Below are 21,329 nucleotides of genomic sequence, written 5' to 3'. Positions count from 1 at the left end.
TGCGTGAAGGATCTTGAAATCGATGTGGCGGCATCTATTTTAGATTTCGCTCAGGCAGACGCGCCGTTCCGGCGGCGCGCTGCGTGTTTCGATTTGTCTGTCAGCGGGTGCGGGCGGACGGACTGGAGCGCGTAGGCTCATCCGTCTCCTTGCCCCGGCACTACCGAGGAGGAAACGATCATGAGTGACCTTTACTTCGCGACCGACCTGTTCAGCCAGTTCGATCGTCTGCAACAGCAGATGTCGGCGCTGTTCGGCGGTTTCCCTTCGAGCATCCGCTCCGGCCGCCTGTCGGCTTTTCCGCAAATCAATATCGGCACCACCGACGACTCAATCGAAATCGTGGCATTTGCGCCGGGCATCGATGCGTCGCAACTGGAGGTGTCGATCGATAAAGGTTTGCTGACCATTGCCGGCGAGCGCAAGCGCATCACGCCGGAAGCGGATGAGTCCACGCGCCACTACGCGCAGGAGCGTTTTACCGGCTCTTTTCGCCGCGTGATCGAGCTACCGCAACAGGCCGATCCCGACAAGGTCGAGGCGCACTATTCAAACGGCTGCCTGTCGATCAGTGTCGGCAAGCGCGAATCGTCCAGGCCTCGCGCAGTCACCATTCAGTGATCTCATTGACGATGGAGCGAATCATGAACGATACGACCGAAGTTGTTCAACAGGAGCAGCAACCTGTGGCGCGTGGCGAGCGCGAGCCGGCCGAGCCGCGCACCACGCTCACGCCGCCCGTCGACGTGATCGAGAACGCGCATGGCGTGACGCTGTGGGCGGATCTGCCGGGTGTGTCGAAAGAGAAGCTGGAAGTGCGCGTGCACGACGGCAATCTGCATATCGAGGCGGAGGCGAGCGTGCCGACGCGCGCAGGATTGCGCCTGCAGCATGCGGAAATTCGCGCGCCGCATTTCTCGCGCTCATTCATGCTCGGCGCGGAATTCGACACGTCGAAGATCGAAGCGAATCTTCAGGACGGCGTGTTGAAGCTCGCCATTCCGCGGCGGGAAGAAGCGCGGCCACGCCGCATTGAAGTCAACGTCGGCTAATGCCGCTTGCTACGGCCCCGGCCTGGGGCCGTAGCTTTTCTTGTGTCTAGCCGTATAACTGCGCATCGGCGTTCGATGTCGGCACCGCCGCGCGCGTTCCGGCCAGCAGGCGTTCGTAGACTTGCAGGTAATCGTCGGCCATGCGTGCGGCCGTAAAGCGCTGCTCGAACGAGCGGCGGCATCGCGCGCGATCTATGTCGCCGATGCGCGCCACCGCATTAACGGCCTCTTCGACGTCATCGACGATAAAGCCGTTGACTCCATGCTCCAGCACTTCCGGCACCGCGCCGCGCCGAAATGCAATGACCGGCGTGCCGCATGCCATTGCCTCGATCATGACCATGCCGAAGGGCTCGGGCCATTCCACTGGAAACAGCAGCGCCCGCGCATTCGCGATCAGTTGCTTACGCAGCGTGCCGCCCACTTCGCCGAGAAAGTCGGTGAAGTCGCTCGAACGCTGAAGCAGCGGTTCTATCTGCTGCGCAAAGTACTCGCGCTCTCCAGGGTGAACCTTGCCGGCCATTTTTAACGGCAGTCCCGCACGCCGCGCAATGTCGACGGCCAGATCGGGCCGCTTGCCAGGCATCAGGCGGCCGAGAAACAGCAGATAAGGCGCGGGATCCGGTTGAAATTCGAATTCGTCGCGCGGCAGACCGTGAAGGATCGTTGCTTGCCAATTCGCAGACGGAACGGGCTTGCGCTGATCGTCGGAGATCGACACGAGCGGCGCCGACGCGAACTCACGAAAGAGCGGCCCGTGATCCATTGGCAGCAATTGTCCGTGCAGCGTGGTGAGCGATTTGCACGGCAGCGACTGGGTGAGCGGAAAGTGCAACGGGTCGCCATGAAAGTGCACGACGTCGAACTCATTCGCGAGATGCGCGACGCGAGCCAGTTGCCTCACGTGATGCGTGAGTGTGTCCCACACGGCGGTGTCGCGCCACAATCCGCGCTCGCAAATGGGCACGAGCCGCGCCGCTGTGCGCGAGTCGGCGGTGGCAAACAGCGTGACCTCGTGGCCTCGTCGAACGAGTTCTTCAGTCAGGTAGGAGACCACGCGCTCGGTGGCGCCGTAGGCATTGGGCGGAACGCTTTCATAGAGGGGGGCGACTTGAGCGATTCTCACTGGGCGATCGTGCAATGGAGGTTGAGTTGCGATCGCCGTCCGCGATGAATGCGGACGGCGATCGCCGTGCATGGCTTCAGGACTGGTCTTTTTTCACTTCCGACAAGTCGCTCTCTTTGACTTCCGCTTGCCGGACGGTGGTGCCGTCCTCGCCGGTTTCGGACACGTCGGTTTCGAATGTTCCTTCGTTCGACTCATCGTCGGCTTCGTTCTGCATGGTGTCGTCTGGATCTTTCGGTTTCGTCGCCATTGCGTTCTCCCGCGGGTTTGGTTGGCAACGGCCAACGAGCAAGGCGCGATCCCGCTTGCCGCAGAATGAGTGGTGAGACCGCGCTTCGGGTCCGGGGCAGGAGGTTGTAATGGCTGCCTGTCCCCGCGGAAATTCGTGCAGGAGAGATTCCATCGCTCAGGCGGAAATGCACGTTTGACAGAGAGAACAAAAATCCCGGCGGTTGACGCGCCGCGGCATGCCGGTTGCTGCGCCCCCGGATGTCGCAACGAATATTGCGTCACCCTGGCTACCCCGTTCGAACATGAGTGAGGATACGCATGAAAAACATGACATTAATTGCAGTCGCGTGCGGTTGTTTCAGCCTGCTTCCTGTTGCTGCCAATGCCCAGACAGAAGCCGCTTCAACTACCGCGGCCAATCCGCTGGCGCAGGTGGACAAAGACTTTGTTCAGGCCGCCTCGATGTCTTCGTCGACTGAAATCGACGCGGCGAAACTCGCGACGAGCAACTCCAGCGACAAGGACGTGAAATCGTTCGCGCATCACATGATGCTCGACCACACGAAGCTGACGGTCCAACTGAAGATGGCCGCGCCGCATGGCGTGGAAGTGCCGAAGGACAATTCGGACACCAGTGTGCTCGACGCGCTGAAGCCGCTCAAGGGTAAGGAATTCGATCATGCTTATATCCAGAAGGTCGGCCTCGAAGGGCATAAGCAGGCCATTGCCGCGTTCGAGAAAGAAATTGCCGACGGGCAGAACGCGGATCTGAAGAAGGCCGCCCAAAAGGCGCTCCCGACCATCAAGGAGCATTACCAGCGCGCAGAGCAGCTCGCCTCGAAGAAGGGCGTCGCTCAACAGTAACGGTGCCGCGCCGCAGATAGCGCGCGAGGCGGCGTCCGTCGTTGCATTGCGGCCGGCAACCGTGCGGCGCGCCACGTGGCACGTGGCGTGCTGTGTTTTCATTGCAGCCGCACTGCGCAAGGGCTGCCCTTTGATCAACGCGTCAACTGATAGGAGAGGATCATGCCGCTAAAGAGAGGGACATCCAGAGAAACAGTGTCGCGCAACATCAAGACGGAAGCGAAGCATGGCAAGCCGCAGAAACAGGCGGTCGCCATTGCATTGAATCAGGCCCGCAAATCGGGCAAGAAGATTCCGAAAAAGAGCGACAAGTAACGCGCTCGAAGGACATCGCAACCTTGGGTCGGGAGAACCGCGTGGACACGGGAAGCGCACAGAACACACAGAGCGGGCAAGTCGAACAGACCGGCGGCTGCGCGTGCGGAGCCGTGCGCTTCCATGTGAGCGCGCAACCTCGGCGAGTATCGCTGTGCCATTGCATGACGTGCCGCCGCATACATGGCAGTGCATTTGGCGCGTATGCGATGTTTTCGCGCGACGCAGTGGAGTTTTCCGGCCCGATTCAGGCGTGGCAAAGCTCGCAGGAAGGGCGAAGACATTTCTGCCCGACGTGCGGGTCGGTCGCGTTCATGGAATACGTGGGAAGCGATGAGCTGGACATACCGCTCGGCGCATTCGATCGCACCGGCCTTTACGAGCCGACCTACGAACTATGGTGTTGTCATAAAGAGCCATGGCTGCCCAAAGGTGTCCGTACCGAATACCGGCAGGACAGCCCCGAGTAGTCGAGGAACGACGAGCGGCCGTGACTTTCAGGTAAAGGAGCCGAGATGAACGATCCGAAGCAATCCAATACGCAACCGGGCAATCCGAAGAACGCGGGCAAGCAGAACGGGCAGCAACAGCAGAATCAGCAGAAGACGCCTCAGCATCAGGGTGGCCAACGTCAGCCTTGATTCGCTGCTGAAAGTTTTGCCGGCGCCTCATCTTGGGCGCTGAATGCCCCGCATCACGCGGGAGGTCGCGGCGCACATTCAATGTGCGCCGTGTCCGCGTGTGCGCCGTCGTTATGCGTTCCTTTGCAAAGCCAACAAACAGCCGACGATCGCAATTGCAGGGATTGAGATGGTGAGAAGGAAGTTGCACTTTCATAATAGTTCGCTGCGGGATCTTGCATCGCCCGACGGTACACCCGCCACCGCAAGCGATTACAGGATCTACCCGACCTATCGACGCACCGCGACGGGCACGTTCACCGGCGACCTGAAAGTCGTGCGGACCACGGACGACCGTCTGATCTTTCCGTACGACGGCGCGCCCATGATCGGACCGTTCGAGACCGCGCTCGAAGCACGCGAGGCGGCGGCGCGCAAGGGCGCGGACGTCGTTGCGGCGGATCTGCTGAACCCCGAGCGGTGAGCGCGCTCAGGGCGAGCAGCCCCCTATGAGCGAAGGCGCGAGTCGTCGAGCAGGGACATCCACGATGGGAGACATCGATGAAGACGCTGGACATCGAGCGTTTGCGCCCGACGCAAGTGACTCGCGGATTGCGCGAGATACAGGAGAAAACGAGGTCCTATCAGTCGTTGTCCGGTCACGATCTCGAGATGGCCATTGCGGAAAAGCCTGTCCCGATCGTTCTCGGGCCCGGCGGTGATTCGTTCGCTATCGATCATCATCACGTCGCTGCGGCGCTATGGCATGCCGACATAAAGTCGGCACCCGTCGTGCTGGTCAGGGATCTGTCGACATCCTCGCCGGCCGAATTCTGGCTTACGCTCGAAGACAACCGTTGGACCTATCCGTACGATCAACGCGGCCAGCGGGTCTCTTTCGCCGACATGCCGCCGCATCTGTGGGACATGATCGACGATGAATTCCGCAGTCTTGCCGCGTCGGTGCGCGATGCTGGCGGTTATCGGAAGACGAATGTGCCGTTGGCGGAGTTTCGCTGGGCGGATCTGTTCCGGCACATGCTGCCGCTTCCCGCGAACGACGCCGAATACAACGCGCTCGTACAACGAGCGGTTGAACTCGCTCAAAGCAGGACAGCCCTCGGCCTGCCCGGCTATATCGGTCCTGATGATGAGCAGGGCGCCGCATCCAAAGCCGGCCACGCGCAGGATTAAGCACCTTATTTCGGCCGCGGATGCTGCGTGCCCTTTTCAACGCACGCGTCCACGTCGACGGTTTCCTTGCCATGCGCGCCGACCCGGCTAGCCAGCCGCAGATACGCGGCGGCGAGCCGGCGCAGGTCGTCTTCCGACGCGTCTTCAATACCGATCAACTGATTATTCGCCGCACGATGAGAGGCCAGCAATTCGTTGAGCTTCAGATGCATCGCGACACTGTCCTTGTTCTGACTTTGCTGGATCAGAAAGACCATCAGAAAAGTGATGATCGTGGTGCCAGTGTTGATAACTAGTTGCCACGCGTCGGAGAAGTGAAATACCGGACCTGTCACAGCCCAGACGATGATGGTGATCATAGCGAGCCCGAACGCAATTGGCGAACCGGCAAGTCGCGTGACGGAACTCGCGAAAGCGTCGAACGCTCGCGTGACCGGATTGCTCGCCGCGTAGGCAGGGCTAGACGTCGGCGGAACGGTATCGATACTGTCCGCGCTGGACCCCGCTTCTCCTTGTCGCATTTGTTTCTCCGAGAATTGCCCTTTCTGCATTCGTAGCACACTGTGTGCCGGGGCTTTGCTATTCCCGCTAAAGCGGCTCCAGCTTCAACAACACGAACACCCGCCGCGGTGGCGCATGCCATAACTTCCCGTTTGCTCGCGGGTGTCCGGCGAACCGCCGCCGAGCGAGGGCGCACCGATGACAACACGCGCTGCGGCCTCTCCACACTGCGGACAGAGCGCGGGTTCGTCTCTTTCGGCGATGCGGCGAACGGTTTCAAAGCCGCCGCATTCGGTGCACTCGTAGTCGTAAACTGGCATGGAGTTCGATCTGCGTGATCAATAAAAAGTAACGGCAAATCGCCGCGTGTGGAGGCTGAATAATTTAATCCACGTCCGTTCGCAATTGCTCGAGTTTGGCGCGCACCCGGTCGGCCAGTACTTCTGGACGAAAGGGTTTGCGGATCACTTCCATATCCGAGAGCGCATCGCCCGGCGCATAACCGGTGACGAGAATAACCGGCATCCACGGATAGCGTTGTCTGACGGATTCCGCGATTTGCCGTCCGTTCATCGTGCCGGGCAGAGCCACGTCGCTGATGAGCAGGTCGAAACGGGCGCCCGCATGCAGGAGCCTCAACGCAGCGGCGCCACTATCCGCTTCGAGCACGCGATAACCCTGTTCCCGCAATTGTTCCGCGGTGACTTCGCGGACGATCTCTTCGTCCTCGACAAGCACGATGGTTTTCGCGGGGTCGTTGCGGTTTTCCTCCACATCTTCTCTTTGCACGGAAGCCGGCATGCACAGGCGCACGGTCGTGCCTTTGCCCAGGGCCGTCTCCATCTGCACGATGCCGCCGGATTGCCTGACGAAGCCATAAATCTGACTGAGGCCAAGGCCGACGCCCTGGCCCGACGGCTTCGTCGTGAAGAACGGTTCAAAGGCATGCTCCACGACCTTTGGCGACATGCCGGTGCCGGTGTCGGACACCGCAATGCAGCAGTAACGTCCCGGCTGCGCCTCTTCGAATCCGGTGACGTCGGCTTCGTTCAGGACGACTTCGCTCGTGCTGATGGTGAGCCAGCCGCCGTCCGGCATCGCATCGCGAGCGTTCACACATAGATTCACCAGCGCGCTTTCCATCTGGTTCGGGTCGCATTGCACGAGCCAGGTTCCGTCGCCGAGCTTCAGTTCCACATTGATGCCCGCGCCGACAACCCGGCGAATCATATCCTCCATGTCGTGTGCGACCGCATCGAGGCTTACCAGGCGCGGTTCGAGCGTCTGCTGCCGGCCAAACGCGAGCAGCCTGTGGGTCAGCGTCGCCGCACGGACCGCGCCTTTCTCCGCCCGCTCGACGAGCGTGACGACGTCGGTTGGCCGGCCCTGCTGCATGCGTACGCGAATCAGGCTCAGGCAGCTCATGATGGCCTGCAGCATGTTATTGAAGTCGTGAGCGATGCCGCCGGTGAGCTGGCCAATCGCCTTCAGTTTTTCGCTGTGGCGCAGACGTTCTTCGGCGCGCGAGCGTTCGCGGCTTTCGCGATGAAGCGTATCGAGCGCCCGCTGCAATTCCGCCGTGCGCTCGGAGACGCGTCTTTCGAGTTCCTCGCTGCTGCGTTCGAGCGCTTCACGTGCGCGAGCCTGCTCTTCCATATCCGTCGATGTGCCGAGCCACGTCACCGTGCGGCCTTCGGCGCGGACCGGCGTTGCGCGCGTCTGGAACCAGCGGTAGGCGCCGTCGGACGCGCGACGGATGCGGTGCTCGACTGCATATTCTCCTTTCGCCTCGCACGTGCTCCACGCCGCCATCGTCGCCTCGCGATCGTCTGGATGAATCCCTTCGAGCCATCCAAGGCCGAGACTGTTTTCTTCTGAAATGCCGCTGTATTCGATCCACTGCGGACTGCCCCATGTACGCTCGCCGGTACTCATGGAAGTGAAAACCAGTTGCGGAATCTGCGTTGCCAGCATGCGATAGCGCTCCTCGCTCTCCCGCAGCGAAATGGCATGCTTGCGCGTTTCGGCGGCGATTCGAAGCCGCTCGACGGCCGCGGCGAGCAGGTTCGCGTACGAGCGCAGAAATTCGGTGTCGGCGTCGCTGAAGTCGCGCGGCTTGCGGCTGTCCACTTGCAACACGCCGTACGCCGGCCGGTCTTTTCCGCCAAGAATGACGACGTTGATGAGCGCCTTCACGCCCGCATCGACGATGAACTGCGAGTAACGGAAGCGCTTTTCATTGGCGATGTCAGGGGAAATAGCAGGCTTGCCTGTTTGCAGCGCATAGCCCTCGGATGAGCCGCGCTCCGCTCGCGCCCGCGCCTGGCCGACTACGCCGGGCGGCCAGCCGACGCCCGCACGCACGATGAGGGTGATGCGGTCCTTCTGCAATTCCATGACCTTCGCCATATCCGTTTGCAGCGCTTCGGCGACGAGCCGGCATGCTTCGCTGAGAATCTCATCAAGATCATCCGAGCGAAGCGCAAGTTCGCCGAATCGCGCCAGAATCGCTTGCTGGTTGACAAGAATGGCTTCGCGGTCCGCAGTGCTCACGGCAAGATCCCTTGCTTGCTTGGGTGACGAAAGTGAGCCGCTCGTGTTGCGGCGGCCTAATGCGTATGACGAGCCAGATTCATTCCCGATGCGGCAGATGCCGAGCCGCATCTTCGTCGCGGCACGAAACCTTCCACAGGGTCGCAAGGAACGCGCGATGCTGCATCGTCTGCCACTTAGATCGCGAACGTGAAGGAGATGCACATGCCAACGTCCAGGACGAATTCGAACGGCGGTCCGATCCGCAAATTCATCGATGTCCAGAAGGCTTTGAAGGGCGCCTCGTACCCCGCTGACAAAGCGAGTCTGCTCGATACGGCGAAAGGCAACGGCGCCGACGACGAAGTACTCGACGCGCTGGAACGCCTGCCGGAGCAGGAGTATGGGAGTCCCGCGGAGGTATCGAAGGGCGTGGGTAATGAATGACGGCGAGGAATGACGCTCAGGAGTGACGATCAGGAAACGGCGCACGCGTGAGCACGCGACGCGCCGCCGTCCGCTGTCAAATCTGCAAGCACGCGGAAGTAACTACAAGCTTGTGCTGGCCAGCTGTGCCGGCAGTCAGGACTGCGCGGGTTCAGCAGTTGCGCGCGTTGTGCCGGTCCGGAGCGGCGCGAACGTCACAATTCGGACAGCGCCTCAAGCATCACTGACAAGGTGCCCGGTTCGTTTTGCACGCCGGCGTCAAGATTGATTGCGCCCGGCGTTCCGGTTTCGATCGCGCGCAGCAGACGCGGCGCGAATGTGGCACCGAAGCGCGCGATCATCGCCTCGCGCGCCATGTCGTCGGCGTGCGCGAGATTACGCAATTCGTCGAGCGGTAGGCCGACAAACAGATTGAGCGGATAGGGCGGCTTATCGGGATCGGGATTGGAATCCGAATCCGGAGCGCGAGCCGCCGCGTGCACAGCCGGCGCACGAACACGCAAGCCCGGTTGCAGATGCGCTTGCAGCTCGGCCGTCACTTCGTACTCCGGTGCAAAGGTGAGTGAGGTCCTGGCCTCGCTCTCCAGAAACGGCGCAACTCCGTCGAGACGCGCAAGTTCTCCGTCGCTGAGCAGCATGGTTCCTCTCCTTTCGCGTGCGGTTTTGTTTGCGTGAGATTAGCGTCGAAGCAAGCGGCTTGCCGCGTCGCGCGCGAAGCGCCGATGCGTGGCCAGGCACGCCCGATGCTGCGCCCGCGATACCGACGAACCATTGAAGAATACATGCCGCGCCCCGCGCGACGAACCGAACGGGTGCTACCATGCATTGGGATCTAAAACGCGCGTTGCTGGCCGTATCGATTGCCGCACTGGCAATCGGCGCGTCCGGTTGCAAGAAGGTCGATGACACCAGCAAGGACACCATGAGTTCCGGCAGCAGCGGTGTGATGAGCAACTCCGCGGGCGCGAATGGAACGAGTGGTCAAAGCGACGCCGCCAAGCGCGCAAGCGGTCTCGCGGCGATGGGAGGCCCCGGGACAGCGAGCAGCGCGGCAGCGGCAGCGAGTATGCCTGGCATGCCCGGCAGTGCGGCAAGCGCCGCCTCGGGCAGTCAATAACGCGCCAACGTGCGAGTGAATGCATGAGCATTCGAGCGCTTTGGCGCCCGACTAGAAAGGGACCGCTATGAGCGAATCGTTGCATCGCCCCTCATTGGGCGCGGCCGTGTACTACCAGGATCCGTTCGCCGCGCTGGAGTGGCTCGAACGGGCTTTCGGCTTTACGCGGCAAATGGTGATCACCGACGACGCTGGGCAGCTCGCCCATTCGGAAATGCGTTTCGGCGACAGCTACGTGATGATCAGCCGTGAATGGTCGGAAGACTCCGCGAGTCCGGCTTCGATTGGCGGAAAGAACACGCAATCGGTGCACGTACAACTACGTGAGGGCCTCGACGAACATTGCGCTCGGGCGCGCGCGGCCGGCGCCATCATTACCCGCGAACCGGCGGATCAGTTTTACGGCGACCGTGTCTATGCGGCCCGCGATCCCGAAGGACATATCTGGAGTTTCGGGCAGACCGTGCGCGCGGTATCGCGCGAAGAAGCGGAACGTGCGAGCGGCCTGAAAATAGAAGGCTGGGTATAACGCAACCCAAGCGCCGCGAAAGTGCACCGAGAAGCCGGTTGTTCAGTGCTCGCGCATATTGGCTCAGTGAACCCGCGAGCGGCGGTTGACCAGACGCCAAAGCGCGCTGACGAGCAACGATCCCACACCGAGCGAAACCCCTAGCAGCACGATAGAACTCATGTGATCGCGCACGAGTGGCACGTTGCCGAACAGATAGCCGGCCGCGACAAGCGAGACGATCCAGAGCGCCGCGCCCGCCGTGACGAACGACAGAAAACGCGTGAACGTCATGCGCGAGACGCCGGCGACGAACGGCGCGAAGGTGCGCACGACCGCAATGAAAGGCGACAGCAGAAAGGTCAGCCCGCCGCGCGCCTCATAGAATGCATGCGCTTTGCGCAGCGCGTTCTTGTCGAGCCAGCGATAGTCGGCCGTATACACTTTTTCGCCAATGGCGCGGCCAATCGCGTAGTCGACCACGCTTCCCGCCACCGTTGCCGCGAATAGCAGCGGAATCACGAGCCAGACGTTGAGCGCGCCCGTGGCGGCCAACCCGCCGCAAATGAAAATCAGCGGATCGCCCGGCAGGAAGAATAGCGGCAGAAAGCCGATCTCGACGAACACAACGATAAACAGCATCGCATAAACGGCCGTGCCGTATTGCACGATCAGACTGCTCAGGTGCTGGTCGAAGTGCAGGGCGATCTGCAGCATTTGCATCAGGTGCATGCCGGTCTCACGATAGTCGGATGTTCAGCAGTTTAGTCCTCTGCCGATGCGGATACTTGTCTATTTCGCCGGGCTAATGTCAATATCGCGTGGCGTGCCGGCAATCGAGCCGAACATCAACTATCCAATGACCATGCAACAACCCGCCCACGTCACTTTCCGTTTTGCGGCCCCACACGATGCCGAAACCGTTCGCACGATCGAGTTCGAGGCGGGTCTGCGCTTCGTTAGCGTGGGCATGTCGGGTATTGCGGACGCGCCGCCCATGTGTCTCGCGCTGATCGAGCGCAAAATCGCGGCGCAGGAAATCATCGTTGCGGTGGATGTCGACGGAACGTGCGCCGGATTTGTGATGTTCGAGCCGCAGCCCGCGCGCATCTATATTCAGGAACTCGATGTGCTCCCATTGCACGCAGGGCGGCGCATCGGCGCGGCACTGATCGAGCAGGTCGCACAACTCGCGCGTTCGCGCAAGCTTATGCGACTCATCCTGTCGACGTATCGTGAAGTGCCGTGGAATGCACCGTATTACCGGCGTCTGGGGTTCCGCGAGATCGAAGAAGCCGAACTCGATGCGGCTTTGATCGCAAGGCGCGACGCGCATGTCGCACGAGGGCTCGATGAATCGAAACGCGTATTCATGCAGCGTGATCTTGCATGATGCTATTTCTGTGCGCGGCGCGAGCCGGCCGGCCATAGCACAATGCAAAAGAAAGCGGGCGCCGCCGGAGACTGCTCCGCTACCGATAGCGCCCGCCACTTTCCAGCAGCACGTTGCCGCGCTTATTCCACCGTTTCGAGCGCCGGGTAATCGACATAACCCGCTTCGCCGCGCGCGTAGTAGGTCGCGGGATTCGGCTTGTTCAACGGCGCGTTGGTTGCGAAGCGGCGCACGAGATCCGGATTCGCGATAAACAACTGACCCCATGCCACAGCGTCCGCTTCACCTGCATCGAGTACCTGCTGCGCGGTTTCCTTCGTGAACTTTTCGTTCGCGATATAGGGACCGCCGAATTCCTTCTTCAATTGTGGGCCAAGACGGTCCTCACCGAGCGCTTCACGCGCGGCGATAAACGCGATCTTGCGCTTGCCGAGTTCGCGGGCCACGTAACCGAAAGTCGCTGCGGGATTTGAGTCGGCCATGTCGTGCGAGTCGCGGCGCGGCGCAAGGTGTACGCCCACGCGATTTGCGCCCCACACGTCGATGCATGCGTCGGCGATTTCAAGCAGCAGCCGCGCGCGGTTTTCAATCGAACCACCGTACGCGTCGGTACGCTTGTTGGTGCCGTCTTGCAGGAACTGGTCGAGCAGATAGCCGTTCGCGCCATGCACTTCCACACCGTCGAAGCCAGCCGCTTTCGCGTTCTCGGCACCCTTGCGAAATGCCTGAACGATGCCGGCGATTTCATCGAGTTCGAGTGCGCGCGGCGTCACATAGGGACGCTCCGGACGCACGAGGCTCACGTGCCCTTTCGCGGCGATCGCGCTCGGCGCGACGGGCAACTCGCCATCCAGGAACAACGGGTCGGAAATACGGCCGACGTGCCACAGTTGCAAGAAGATCTTCCCGCCCGCAGCGTGCACGGCTTTCGTGACCAGCTTCCAGCCCTCCACCTGTTCCTGCGACCAGATGCCCGGCGTCTCCGCATAACCCACGCCCTGCGGTGTGACCGAAGTGGCTTCGCTGATGATCAGACCGGCCGTTGCGCGTTCAGCGTAGTACTTCGCCATGAGCGCGTTCGGCACGCGGATTTCCTCGGCGCGCTGGCGCGTGAGCGGCGCCATGATGATGCGGTTCGACAACGTGAGGTCGCCAATTTGCAGCGGGTCGAAAAGAGTCGGCATAAATGTTCACCTTGGCCGAGGCGCGGACGCCTGGCGAAAAATAGTTGCGTGGCAACGAAAAAGCGAAAGGAAGCGGCGATGCGAGACCGGTCAGAGCTTTGAGTTCATATGCTCGAGAAACGCCTGAATAACGGGCTCGTTGCGTTTAAAAAACACCCATTGACCCACACGTTTCGACGTGACGAGCCCCGCGCGCTGCAACGCGGCGAGATGGGCCGACACGGTGGACTGCGAGAGCCCGCAGCGCGCGTCGATCTTGCCCGCGCACACGCCGTGATCGAGCGGGAGTTCCTGGTCGGCGAAATGCGCATATGGCTCGCGCAGCCAGCCAAGAATCTCGCGGCGCACCGGATTGGCGAGCGCTTTATGTATCGCGTCGATGTCCGGGGCGATGGGGGTTCGTTTCATTCGTCAACACCGTCGAGCTGCTTCAATGGGCAGGCGTGGAGGGTGCAGGTGTCCTCACGTCTGCATCGCTACAGGACGAAGTATATATCGGAATTTGACGATATATATCGAGGCACTACTGGCGATGGGGTGATTCAATATCGACATACAAAAAGTCCGCCCTTTTTAAGGGTGCTGTAAACGCGCAAAAAAGCGCACACCCGGCGTCCCATAGTGTGGGGTTTGATCGTATGCATTTGTTTTGCTTATAGTTTTGTTTTTTTGTCGTGGCGTCAGGAGCGCCGCAAAAGCCGAAAAGGGCGGCGTTGCGCTTTGCTTTACGTTCGGATAACTAAATATATGTCCGTACCCGCCCCATCCAGTATTGATTTGCCGGAAAGTTTCATTCTGCTTTCGGTTTCGATCCGAAACGTGCTCGACGAGCCAACAGCGCATTTTGGGGTGTCCTGGGTGCTCGAACGTCGCTGCGATCTTCGCCTCGGTCTGGACGGTTAGCGTCGTCAGAGATGGGGTGCTCGGCGTGGGAGGCTGGTGATCGGCCATTGCAGACGCTCAGCTATCGTCCAACATCGGGCGGCTGCACGGCGCTAACCGGCCGTTCGCCGGAGCCGGATCCTGAGCCCGACGCTCACATCGGCGAACGCGTACTTACGACCCTCACCGGCCGTTCGGTGCTGCTTTGAGCGGACGGCCGTTTCTGAGATTACTCCCGTCATTGGCGCCCGCGTGGAATTCATGGCGAACATGCCGGGCCTCGCTATCGCTCAACCGTGTGTGTAATCGGCCGAATTGGCGACCCAACCCTTGTCGACAAAGTCCTTGCGCGGTGGCGAGAACACGTTGATCAACAGATGACGGCCCGCGCCGACGCCTTCGGTGGTATGGATCAGGTGAACCGGGATCGAGTTCATCGAAGCCGGGCCGGCCCCGACATGCTGATCTTCTCCCCACTGGTTCGCATCGACGCCCCATTGCACGCGCAGGTGATGAACGAAGTGTCCGTCAATCGCGAGCGAGCCCTGCTCGAAATTCGCGTGGCTATGCGGGCTGAGTTTCGAGCGGTCCCGCGCGTCCTGATACTCAACCCAGTTGATGCTGAGTGTGTCGGATTGCAGCATCTTCAGGCGTGGCTTGTCCGCCGGCGGTTGGATGTTGTCGATGTCGGTCACCTGAAGGTCGCCGTTGGCGCGCGTGCGCCGATAACAGGCATCGCTGCCAATGATGCGCGCATCGGCCGACGCATAGTCGTGTTCGTTGCACGCGGCGCCGGCGCGAGATCAGCACGCGATGACGCGATCAGCACGGCGCGGCCACCGTCCTTCGGTCGCACGGCGACCTCGCCTCTCCCGAGTTTTTTGAAAAAATAAGGGAAAACCTTATATAGATTATAGTTTCAGTGTCAACCTTGATTTGGCCACGTTCAAAGACCAGAACACGCTGAAAGACGGGATGCCAAATGAATTTTCAGACCAGAAAGTGGGTCAAGCCCGAAAATCTGAATCCAAACGGAACGCTGTTCGGCGGCAGCTTGCTGCGCTGGATCGACGAAGAAGCCGCTATTTACGCGATCTGCCAGATGGGCAACCAGCGCGTTGTCACCAAATTCATGTCGGAGATCAACTTCGTCAGTTCGGCCCGGCAGGGTGACATCATCAAGCTCGGCATGACGGCGACCCATTTTGGCCCCACGTCGATCACGCTGCGCTGCGAGGTGCGCAACAAAATCACGCGCAAGAGCATCCTGACGGTCGAGAAGATGGTGTTCGTGAATCTCGATGAAAACGGCGAGCCGGCGCCACACGGCCGTACACAGATCCGCGATGCCGACGAGGCGGTTGCCCGCTATCGCGAGAATTCGCGGCCGGTCGCGCAACCGCCCGTCGCAGTCGGAGAGAATGCCATGGAGCGCGTCGAAGCCGATAAGATGCACTGACGTCTGGCGGCCACGCTTTGTTCGTATCGAGGCAAAGAGACGGGTAGCACAAAAGAAACAGCCCGGCTGGATGGCCGAGACTTATGCTGTCGCGTTGCCGACACGGCGAGACGGGCCGCGCGCGCCTGAAAGGCTCGATCAGCTCTGGCTCACGACTGAAGTTGGGAACGTCCATCGATAACTGGCCGGCGGCTCCGGCAGTCACCTGCGCGCCATAGTGGACATAAACCGCTGCCAATAAGCCCGCCGATCGTCCAGCCGACTGCGAGGTGGCTGCCGTCGACGCGCGACGGTCCGTTGCTTCGTCGAAGCCGACGTTCGAATGTCCATCTAAGAGCGCGGTCGAACGGCAGCAGTTGGCCGAGGGTGTGTCAAAACGTGCGGCTTCGACGTTGCGCGCGAAAGTCGACCCGCCAGAATGCTCTGTATCGGCTTTGCGGCACCTGGGGAGGGGTAAAGCGACACCCGAAAACAAGGCAACTTCGAGTTTTGACACGCCCTCGGCCGAAAGCCGCCCCAAAAGAAGTATTGGCAAGTCAACCCTTCTTTCGTCTTTCGATTTCCTGTTTCACACGTTCGATTTCAAGCCGTTTGGCTTCCTTTGTTCCCCATCGTGGCGCTCTGTTCTGGGTGGCTTCGGCGGCTGCACGAATGCGTGCCTTGGCAGCAAGTTGATTGGCTCTGCGTTCGTCCAACTCCCTCATTTCGGCCGCTTGCCGTTCAGCGAAGCGTTCAGCCGCGATGGGTGTGGTTCGTTCAGGTAGTCCGGCAAGGACCACAAGCTTGTCGATATTGTCCCAGGTGCTGATCCAGCCGTCGTTGTAGGCGAACTCGCTAATCAACGGGAGGTTGAGTGCCGTGTAGATCGGGACCCAGTTTTCTTCTTCGCCCTGGCGGCGACGCACAGCGAGTTTGGGATTGAACTGGTACCGCCCGGTGGATACGCGCAGAAACAGGGATCTGTTGTAGGCATAGTCTCTGTCGATTTCGTTCCTCGCCAGCACGCCAGAAAGATGCTGGCGCTTGTTGCGCTCTGGCCGCGCGATGTTAGCGGGTAAGTGTTGCCAGGCATCGAGGATGATTTGGGTCTGGAACGCGCTGTCTGCATTGCCTCGTAGCTTGCTGAACCGGGCTTTGAACAATACCCACAGGGTCTGGAACAGCAAGTATTCAGACAGATGCCGCTCGATGCGGACCAGGCGATCACCCGCTCTGACATCAATGCAGGGCGGAGCCAGGCATTCATAGATTGCCGCCAGCGGGCCAGCAGCGAATTTTGCATCGCCAAATGCCTGACGCAAAGCCCAGTGCAGGGCATTGTGACCATAGTGATCGACGGCATCGCGGTCGGCACCGCGCTCCAGCAGTGCTTCCACCAGCGCCACATTTCCTGCAGCAGCGGCGGCCATCAGCGGCGTCTGGTTCATTGGCAGACGATGATCGACGCCATGCTGGTCACACTGCCTGAGGATGTCCTTGAAGCGGTTGGCGAAGAAAGGGACGTAGCTCTTGCGGGCAAACACCGCGCGCTGCCGATCAAAGGTTCGTGCCTGCTCGAATTTCGCCTCGACTGCCAGCCACTCGGCGAGCTGCGGTTCATCGAAGCAGGTGGCATAGTCAAAGAGTTGCTGCTTGCCCTTGTTGCCCGGAGACTGCTCGCGGAAGACTTTGATCAGTAGTTCCCTGACCTTGGCCTCATCGAACACCGGCCACGGCACCGGGACCTGCTTCAAGATGGTGCGGCGGATGGCCTCCGCCTGCTCCTGCTTGCCCTGCAGTTCGAGTTTGCGTGCTTCCTTCTGCCAGTCTTCGAGCGTGGATTGCCTGGCCTCGATCCTGGTCTGGCCGACGATCAGGTCCAGCAACGCGAACAGATCATGCCCGGTGTCCGACTCGATCATGTAGATGTTCTTGATGGCGCGCGTCAGCGCTACATACAGGGCATTGACGAAGAACTTATAGACTTCGAGCGACTTGTCACTCTTGTCTTTGGCGCGTTTGTAATCCAGTGTCTCGACCGCCAGATCGGTCCTGGCGATGCCCTCGGCAATGTCGTTGAACTCGCCCCGGTGATCCGAGATGAAACGGTAGAGCACGATGTTCTCGTATTCGAGACCCTTGGCTTCGTGGATCGAGAACAACAGCGGCGTGGCAAAGTGCTTGCGGGCGTCGGCCTTGTCCTCATCGCGCATTACCAGGACGGCGAACTGGGCGGATTGGCGAATTTTCTGGTCCAGTTCGCGCTTGGTCGCGTCCTTGTCGGGTATCAGCGTAACCTGGCCGGTCTCGCCGCCGACGGCCTGGACCAGGAAGTTGCTCTCGCGGTCGATGGAGCCGAAGCGCCGCTGCTTGATCTTGAGCAACTGATTGGCGACGCGAGTGGCCTCCAGGCCGTTGCGAAAGTTGGCCATTAGCACGCGCAACTCCTGCCGCTCGGCCAGTTTCGGGTCCTTCCAGAACAGGCTCTTGACTTGGCTCCAGGAAAAGAAATTGGGATGGACAATCTGGTTGGAATCCCCGCAGAGCATGAAATGGCCAGGTTTCTTCAGGGTTTTCAGCACGAGCGCGAGTTGCACGGTGGTGATGTCCTGCACCTCGTCAATAACCACGAAGTCGTAGCGCGGCGCAGCCAGCGCCTGCCAGTCCTGGGCGACCAGATTCAGGTCGTAGAGCTTTGCCTCGGCCAGCCAGGCGCGATACTTCTCAAACAGATCGTAGAGTTGGTCGCGCCGTTCTACGGGAAAGATTGATTGACGCACCCCCAGTGCTTGATACTCGTCGCGCGACAGGACGCCGCCCGCGCTGGCAGCAATCACGCCGCGAATCTCCTCGAAAGCCTGGTGGGCATCGACATCCCTGAAGTTCTGCCGTATCCGGGAGTACCAGCCCGCAAAGTCGCGCCAGCTAGCCTCGCGTCCTGCCGGAACGCGGATCGACTCGACGAACTCCCGGTAGGACAGAAATACGGCATCCTGAGCGCCATGCTCGAAACCGTTGGCGTAATAAAGGTCGCGGGCGCTCTGCGCCAGGAAGGCGGAGTGGGTGACGTAGAGCACCTCACCTTCGGCATGCTTGAGCTTTTCGAGCGTCAATGCGGTCTTGCCACTGCCAGCGCTACCGACGACAACTAGGGGAGGTGGCTGTCGGTAAATGGTCTCCTGCGTGTCATCAAACGAGATCGGTTTGTCGAGCAGGTGAATGCCGGTACGCTCGGGATGGAGATAGCGTAGAGCTTGCGCCTCCCTTATGGCGTCATCAGCGCTGATGTCTGGAATTTTGCTCTCGTCAATGGCCGCGCCGCGCAGGAAACGTGACTTATCGTAGGCGTGATTGGCGATCACTTCCAGCATCAGTGCGCAGACTTCATCGCCGTGGCGCACCAGCGAGAACAACAGCCGGTCGGCGTCATCCAGCTTCGCCCGGTAGAACTTGCCGTGGCTCAGATTGGCGAGCTTCTTGACTTGGGCAGCCCGAAAGTCGTGGCGAGCGATGGCCGCGGACACCTTGTCGTAGCTGGCCTCGACGCGTGAGGTGTCGAGGCCTGTGTATTCGAGAATCTTCATGATGCGGTGAGGACAAGTGCAAGAACAAGAATTCTCTCATGGCCGTCTGGCCAGCCAATCTCATAGCAAGTTTTCCGGTCACTGTTGAACGGCAGTTATCCGACCTGAACCGGACGCCCTATGACAGGGTATTTCCTCATGCTGAATGACTGGTTCTGGCCGATAGCACCAGTTCGATGAACACTTTGCAGAGCCGACATTGGAATCCTCAACGGCGGCTTTCCGGTTGGTGGTGTGAACGCATACTGTCGGCCAACTACGGCCGGTCGCCGGTGCCTTCATACGGACACTGGAACGTCGCCTCCACCTTTGGCAAGGAACATTCGGGTGTCTAACGAGGTTGTTGGGCCATTGGCCACCGCGGCATGCGGCACCGACTTATGTCGCCGCAATACCGACACTGTTTTCGCATTGTGCCGTTTTGCGCTGACGACCCAACATTGCCATCCCACAAAGAAGTGCCTCGCGCATGGACCTGGATCGATCGCGATGTCTGAGTATACAACCGTCAGGCAACATGCATCGCGCAATAGGCGACGGTCCGCTTCAACGCGGCGTCCATGCGGTCCCGCAGCATCTGCTTGTCGGCCTCATTGCCGGCCAGTTCCTCGATCGCCTCATAGCCGCCGCGAAAACCACTTGCCCAACCCGGCTCTACGCTGTCCGGCGCATACAGCCCTTTGATCGCATCGAGCGCAAACAACACTTCCTCGGTCGAGTGTCCGCCGTTGAAGACAAGGCAAGTCATGATCGCCAGATGCAGGTCATGCTGCGATAGCCGCGGATGGGTCCGCGCAAGATAGTGAGCGAAGGACACGACCATGCCGGTCTGGCCGGACGCGCCGTTGACGATCGGCTGCCCGCGCGCGAGCGCATCCTGCTCGAAGAGCGAAAGGCGCTCCGGAGTGACCACCCGGGCGTGCGTCCAGCTCGTTCCTTGCCACGGGCTTTTCGTGGTCGCAGCATTGGGCTGGTAGTGCAGCCAGTTGCCCGGCTGCTGCGCGGCCACCCCGGACAATCGCGACTTGCCTCCGGGTTTTTGCGAGCTGAGGAAATCCGAGTAGAAATCGAAGCAGCGGCGATACCAGCCAGGGCGCCGAATTTCTCCGCGCTCAGACACGTTGTGAATGGCGAGAACCATGCGCTGCGCGACGTTGATCGTCTTGATTGCTTCGATACCGTTCGACGTATCGACCATGCATGCCTTGAGCGTGTCCATCGATGGGCGTTCGAGAAACTCTCGCATTGATGGTGACAGCCCGAACCAGGGCCGCACGTCACTGCGCAGAATGTTTGCCATTTCGTCGAGTACGGCAGGCGGATACGACTCCAGCGTTTCGACTACACCGCGCCCGAGCTCACGCGTCGCGCGCAGCATACCCTTCGTAGGCCAGCGCACCAGATCGTCCACCAGCAGCGATTCGAATGTACGACCGTACAGATTGTCGGCCAGCTGTGGCACGGTCACCGGCTTCGCGATTTCAGCCGCAAGTTTCGTGAATTGATCATGTAGCAGCGGGTCGTCGCTGACGCGTCCAATCGCGTCGTGGAGAAATGCGGCGACGGCTTCGCGGCTGAACGCGCCGGACATGAATAGCTTCTTCGAATCGTCAAGCAACGCATGGTTGACCGGATTGTGTTCCATGCCAAGCAGATGCATTGCGCGCACGAGGATGTCACGCTCGGCGCGCGGCGCGTCGCGCGGACCGCGCGCATTGGTGCTCGTGAGCGGCTCGATCACCGCGTTCTCGAGCTTCGTGACCAACGTCGGCGGTATTAGATGCAGTGGCGCAAAATCTTCGATCCGGCCGAAGCCGTCGAACTTCACCGGACACTGGGCGTTGCCGGCGACAGCGAGAATCTCGTCGGCCACTTTCGCATCGATGCTTAGGCCCATCAACCGGTGAAGCCGTTCGAGCATTCGCTCGGGGTGGATGGTGCGCGCCTCCGCAACCGCGCCAGATGTCGATGCGGTAGGCCGGTTGTCGCGCGGCACGCGTTGGGTCGATAACTTTGCGGTAAGTGCCCGAATATCTCCGCGCGGCGGCGTCGAGTGCGGGCGCGTAACGGCGAGCGGCCTGCCGCCCGCTGCAACGGGCGTCGCCGTGCGTAGGGATGGGCGCGCGCGTCCGCCGAAGGGCAGCAGCGACAGCAGACGGCGCTTCGGCTCATGTGTTGTTGCGGCGTGGGGCGGCGTCGTTGCCGTACTGCTGCTCGTCGGCGCGGGTGTACCAGCAGGTTTCGATGAGATTCGCGTCATAGCCGGGCGGTTCGTGTGAAATATGAGCAATCACTTTGCGATAATGCCCCTCACATCGGCGCGTGCTGACCACGAAAGCGA

25 protein-coding genes are annotated in these 21,329 nt (G+C 60.7%); 13 read left to right on the top strand and 12 right to left on the bottom strand.

Annotated features, from left to right (window positions below; genetic code table 11):
- Positions 1–180: 180 nt before the first annotated feature.
- Complete coding sequence (locus C0Z16_RS07190; protein WP_102631478.1) at positions 181–621, top strand: Hsp20/alpha crystallin family protein; 441 nt, start codon at positions 181–183, stop codon at positions 619–621.
- A gap of 23 nt (positions 622–644) precedes the next feature.
- Entirely contained in the window at positions 645–1,052 is a 408-nt protein-coding gene (locus tag C0Z16_RS07185; RefSeq protein WP_102631477.1) for an Hsp20/alpha crystallin family protein, read from the top strand.
- A 46-nt stretch (positions 1,053–1,098) separates the two neighbouring features.
- Here the strand turns inward: C0Z16_RS07185 and C0Z16_RS07180 are convergent, their stop codons facing one another.
- Both C0Z16_RS07180 and C0Z16_RS38100 read right to left on the bottom strand, forming a co-directional pair.
- Positions 1,099–2,178 carry a glycosyltransferase family 4 protein gene (locus C0Z16_RS07180; RefSeq protein WP_102631699.1) on the bottom strand — a complete coding sequence of 360 codons (1,080 nt, stop codon included), beginning with the start codon at positions 2,176–2,178 and terminating at the stop codon, positions 1,099–1,101.
- 76 nt (positions 2,179–2,254) lie between these two features.
- Positions 2,255–2,428, bottom strand: a complete 174-nt coding sequence (locus C0Z16_RS38100) for a hypothetical protein (protein WP_167403496.1) — start codon at positions 2,426–2,428, stop codon at positions 2,255–2,257.
- Between the two features lie 299 nt (positions 2,429–2,727).
- Between C0Z16_RS38100 and C0Z16_RS07175 the strand changes: the two genes are divergently transcribed.
- From C0Z16_RS07175 to C0Z16_RS07160, 6 genes are all read left to right on the top strand, one after another.
- Positions 2,728–3,273 (top strand): DUF4142 domain-containing protein, encoded by a 546-nt coding sequence (locus tag C0Z16_RS07175; RefSeq protein WP_102631476.1) that lies wholly within the window; start codon positions 2,728–2,730, stop codon positions 3,271–3,273.
- A 162-nt stretch (positions 3,274–3,435) separates the two neighbouring features.
- A complete protein-coding gene (locus C0Z16_RS38095; RefSeq protein WP_167403495.1) occupies positions 3,436–3,588 on the top strand; it encodes a hypothetical protein in 153 nt (50 codons plus the stop codon).
- Between the two features lie 41 nt (positions 3,589–3,629).
- On the top strand, positions 3,630–4,058 hold the full coding sequence (locus C0Z16_RS07170; protein WP_102631475.1) for a GFA family protein: 429 nt from the start codon (positions 3,630–3,632) through the stop codon (positions 4,056–4,058).
- Positions 4,059–4,103: 45 nt separating this feature from the next.
- Positions 4,104–4,229: a hypothetical protein gene (locus C0Z16_RS39315; RefSeq protein ID WP_279635054.1), complete on the top strand. Its 126-nt coding sequence runs from the start codon at positions 4,104–4,106 to the stop codon at positions 4,227–4,229.
- A 169-nt stretch (positions 4,230–4,398) separates the two neighbouring features.
- Positions 4,399–4,692 (top strand): DUF6723 family protein, encoded by a 294-nt coding sequence (locus C0Z16_RS07165; protein WP_102631698.1) that lies wholly within the window; start codon positions 4,399–4,401, stop codon positions 4,690–4,692.
- A 77-nt stretch (positions 4,693–4,769) separates the two neighbouring features.
- Positions 4,770–5,402, top strand: coding sequence for a ParB/Srx family N-terminal domain-containing protein (locus C0Z16_RS07160; protein ID WP_102631474.1), 633 nt, complete (start codon positions 4,770–4,772; stop codon positions 5,400–5,402).
- 5 nt (positions 5,403–5,407) lie between these two features.
- Here the strand turns inward: C0Z16_RS07160 and C0Z16_RS07155 are convergent, their stop codons facing one another.
- The 3 genes from C0Z16_RS07155 to C0Z16_RS07145 all read right to left on the bottom strand — a co-directional run bounded on the left by C0Z16_RS07155 (position 5,408) and on the right by C0Z16_RS07145 (position 8,456).
- Positions 5,408–5,923 (bottom strand): low affinity iron permease family protein, encoded by a 516-nt coding sequence (locus tag C0Z16_RS07155; protein ID WP_102631473.1) that lies wholly within the window; start codon positions 5,921–5,923, stop codon positions 5,408–5,410.
- A gap of 84 nt (positions 5,924–6,007) precedes the next feature.
- On the bottom strand, positions 6,008–6,223 hold the full coding sequence (locus C0Z16_RS07150; RefSeq protein ID WP_102631472.1) for an FmdB family zinc ribbon protein: 216 nt from the start codon (positions 6,221–6,223) through the stop codon (positions 6,008–6,010).
- A gap of 64 nt (positions 6,224–6,287) precedes the next feature.
- Entirely contained in the window at positions 6,288–8,456 is a 2,169-nt protein-coding gene (locus tag C0Z16_RS07145; protein ID WP_102631697.1) for a response regulator, read from the bottom strand.
- Between the two features lie 204 nt (positions 8,457–8,660).
- On the opposite strand from C0Z16_RS07145, the gene C0Z16_RS07140 reads away from it, so the two are divergent.
- Positions 8,661–8,882 carry a DUF2795 domain-containing protein gene (locus C0Z16_RS07140; RefSeq protein ID WP_102631471.1) on the top strand — a complete coding sequence of 74 codons (222 nt, stop codon included), beginning with the start codon at positions 8,661–8,663 and terminating at the stop codon, positions 8,880–8,882.
- Between the two features lie 194 nt (positions 8,883–9,076).
- On the opposite strand, the gene C0Z16_RS07135 is transcribed toward C0Z16_RS07140, so the two are convergent.
- Positions 9,077–9,520, bottom strand: a complete 444-nt coding sequence (locus tag C0Z16_RS07135) for a hypothetical protein (protein WP_102631470.1) — start codon at positions 9,518–9,520, stop codon at positions 9,077–9,079.
- 182 nt (positions 9,521–9,702) lie between these two features.
- On the opposite strand from C0Z16_RS07135, the gene C0Z16_RS07130 reads away from it, so the two are divergent.
- Positions 9,703–9,999, top strand: a complete 297-nt coding sequence (locus C0Z16_RS07130; RefSeq protein WP_102631469.1) for a hypothetical protein — start codon at positions 9,703–9,705, stop codon at positions 9,997–9,999.
- Positions 10,000–10,066: 67 nt separating this feature from the next.
- A complete protein-coding gene (locus C0Z16_RS07125; protein WP_102631468.1) occupies positions 10,067–10,528 on the top strand; it encodes a VOC family protein in 462 nt (153 codons plus the stop codon).
- A gap of 63 nt (positions 10,529–10,591) precedes the next feature.
- Here the strand turns inward: C0Z16_RS07125 and C0Z16_RS07120 are convergent, their stop codons facing one another.
- Positions 10,592–11,239, bottom strand: coding sequence for a VTT domain-containing protein (locus C0Z16_RS07120; protein ID WP_102631467.1), 648 nt, complete (start codon positions 11,237–11,239; stop codon positions 10,592–10,594).
- A 133-nt stretch (positions 11,240–11,372) separates the two neighbouring features.
- Between C0Z16_RS07120 and C0Z16_RS07115 the strand changes: the two genes are divergently transcribed.
- Positions 11,373–11,900 (top strand): GNAT family N-acetyltransferase, encoded by a 528-nt coding sequence (locus C0Z16_RS07115; protein ID WP_102631696.1) that lies wholly within the window; start codon positions 11,373–11,375, stop codon positions 11,898–11,900.
- A gap of 122 nt (positions 11,901–12,022) precedes the next feature.
- Here the strand turns inward: C0Z16_RS07115 and C0Z16_RS07110 are convergent, their stop codons facing one another.
- From C0Z16_RS07110 to C0Z16_RS07100, 3 genes are all read right to left on the bottom strand, one after another.
- Entirely contained in the window at positions 12,023–13,084 is a 1,062-nt protein-coding gene (locus C0Z16_RS07110; RefSeq protein WP_102631466.1) for an alkene reductase, read from the bottom strand.
- Positions 13,085–13,174: 90 nt separating this feature from the next.
- On the bottom strand, positions 13,175–13,492 hold the full coding sequence (locus tag C0Z16_RS07105) for an ArsR/SmtB family transcription factor (protein ID WP_013591875.1): 318 nt from the start codon (positions 13,490–13,492) through the stop codon (positions 13,175–13,177).
- Between the two features lie 764 nt (positions 13,493–14,256).
- Positions 14,257–14,661: a cupin domain-containing protein gene (locus C0Z16_RS07100; RefSeq protein ID WP_175130661.1), complete on the bottom strand. Its 405-nt coding sequence runs from the start codon at positions 14,659–14,661 to the stop codon at positions 14,257–14,259.
- 287 nt (positions 14,662–14,948) lie between these two features.
- Here C0Z16_RS07100 and C0Z16_RS07095 point away from each other — a divergent pair, with 287 nt between their 5' ends.
- Positions 14,949–15,425, top strand: coding sequence for an acyl-CoA thioesterase (locus tag C0Z16_RS07095; RefSeq protein ID WP_102631465.1), 477 nt, complete (start codon positions 14,949–14,951; stop codon positions 15,423–15,425).
- A gap of 536 nt (positions 15,426–15,961) precedes the next feature.
- Here C0Z16_RS07095 and C0Z16_RS07090 read toward each other — a convergent pair.
- Together C0Z16_RS07090 and C0Z16_RS07085 are read right to left on the bottom strand one after the other, a co-directional pair.
- Positions 15,962–18,988, bottom strand: coding sequence for an ankyrin repeat domain-containing protein (locus C0Z16_RS07090; protein WP_102631464.1), 3,027 nt, complete (start codon positions 18,986–18,988; stop codon positions 15,962–15,964).
- A gap of 508 nt (positions 18,989–19,496) precedes the next feature.
- Positions 19,497–21,248, bottom strand: a complete 1,752-nt coding sequence (locus C0Z16_RS07085) for a hypothetical protein (RefSeq protein WP_146014292.1) — start codon at positions 21,246–21,248, stop codon at positions 19,497–19,499.
- Between the last annotated feature and the right edge of the window lie 81 nt (positions 21,249–21,329).

Origin of the sequence: Paraburkholderia rhynchosiae (assembly GCF_002879865.1) — a bacterium.
Lineage (GTDB): Bacteria > Pseudomonadota > Gammaproteobacteria > Burkholderiales > Burkholderiaceae > Paraburkholderia > Paraburkholderia rhynchosiae.
Note: the sequence above shows the minus strand (reverse complement) of the source record. Positions and strands in the feature narration are given on the sequence as shown.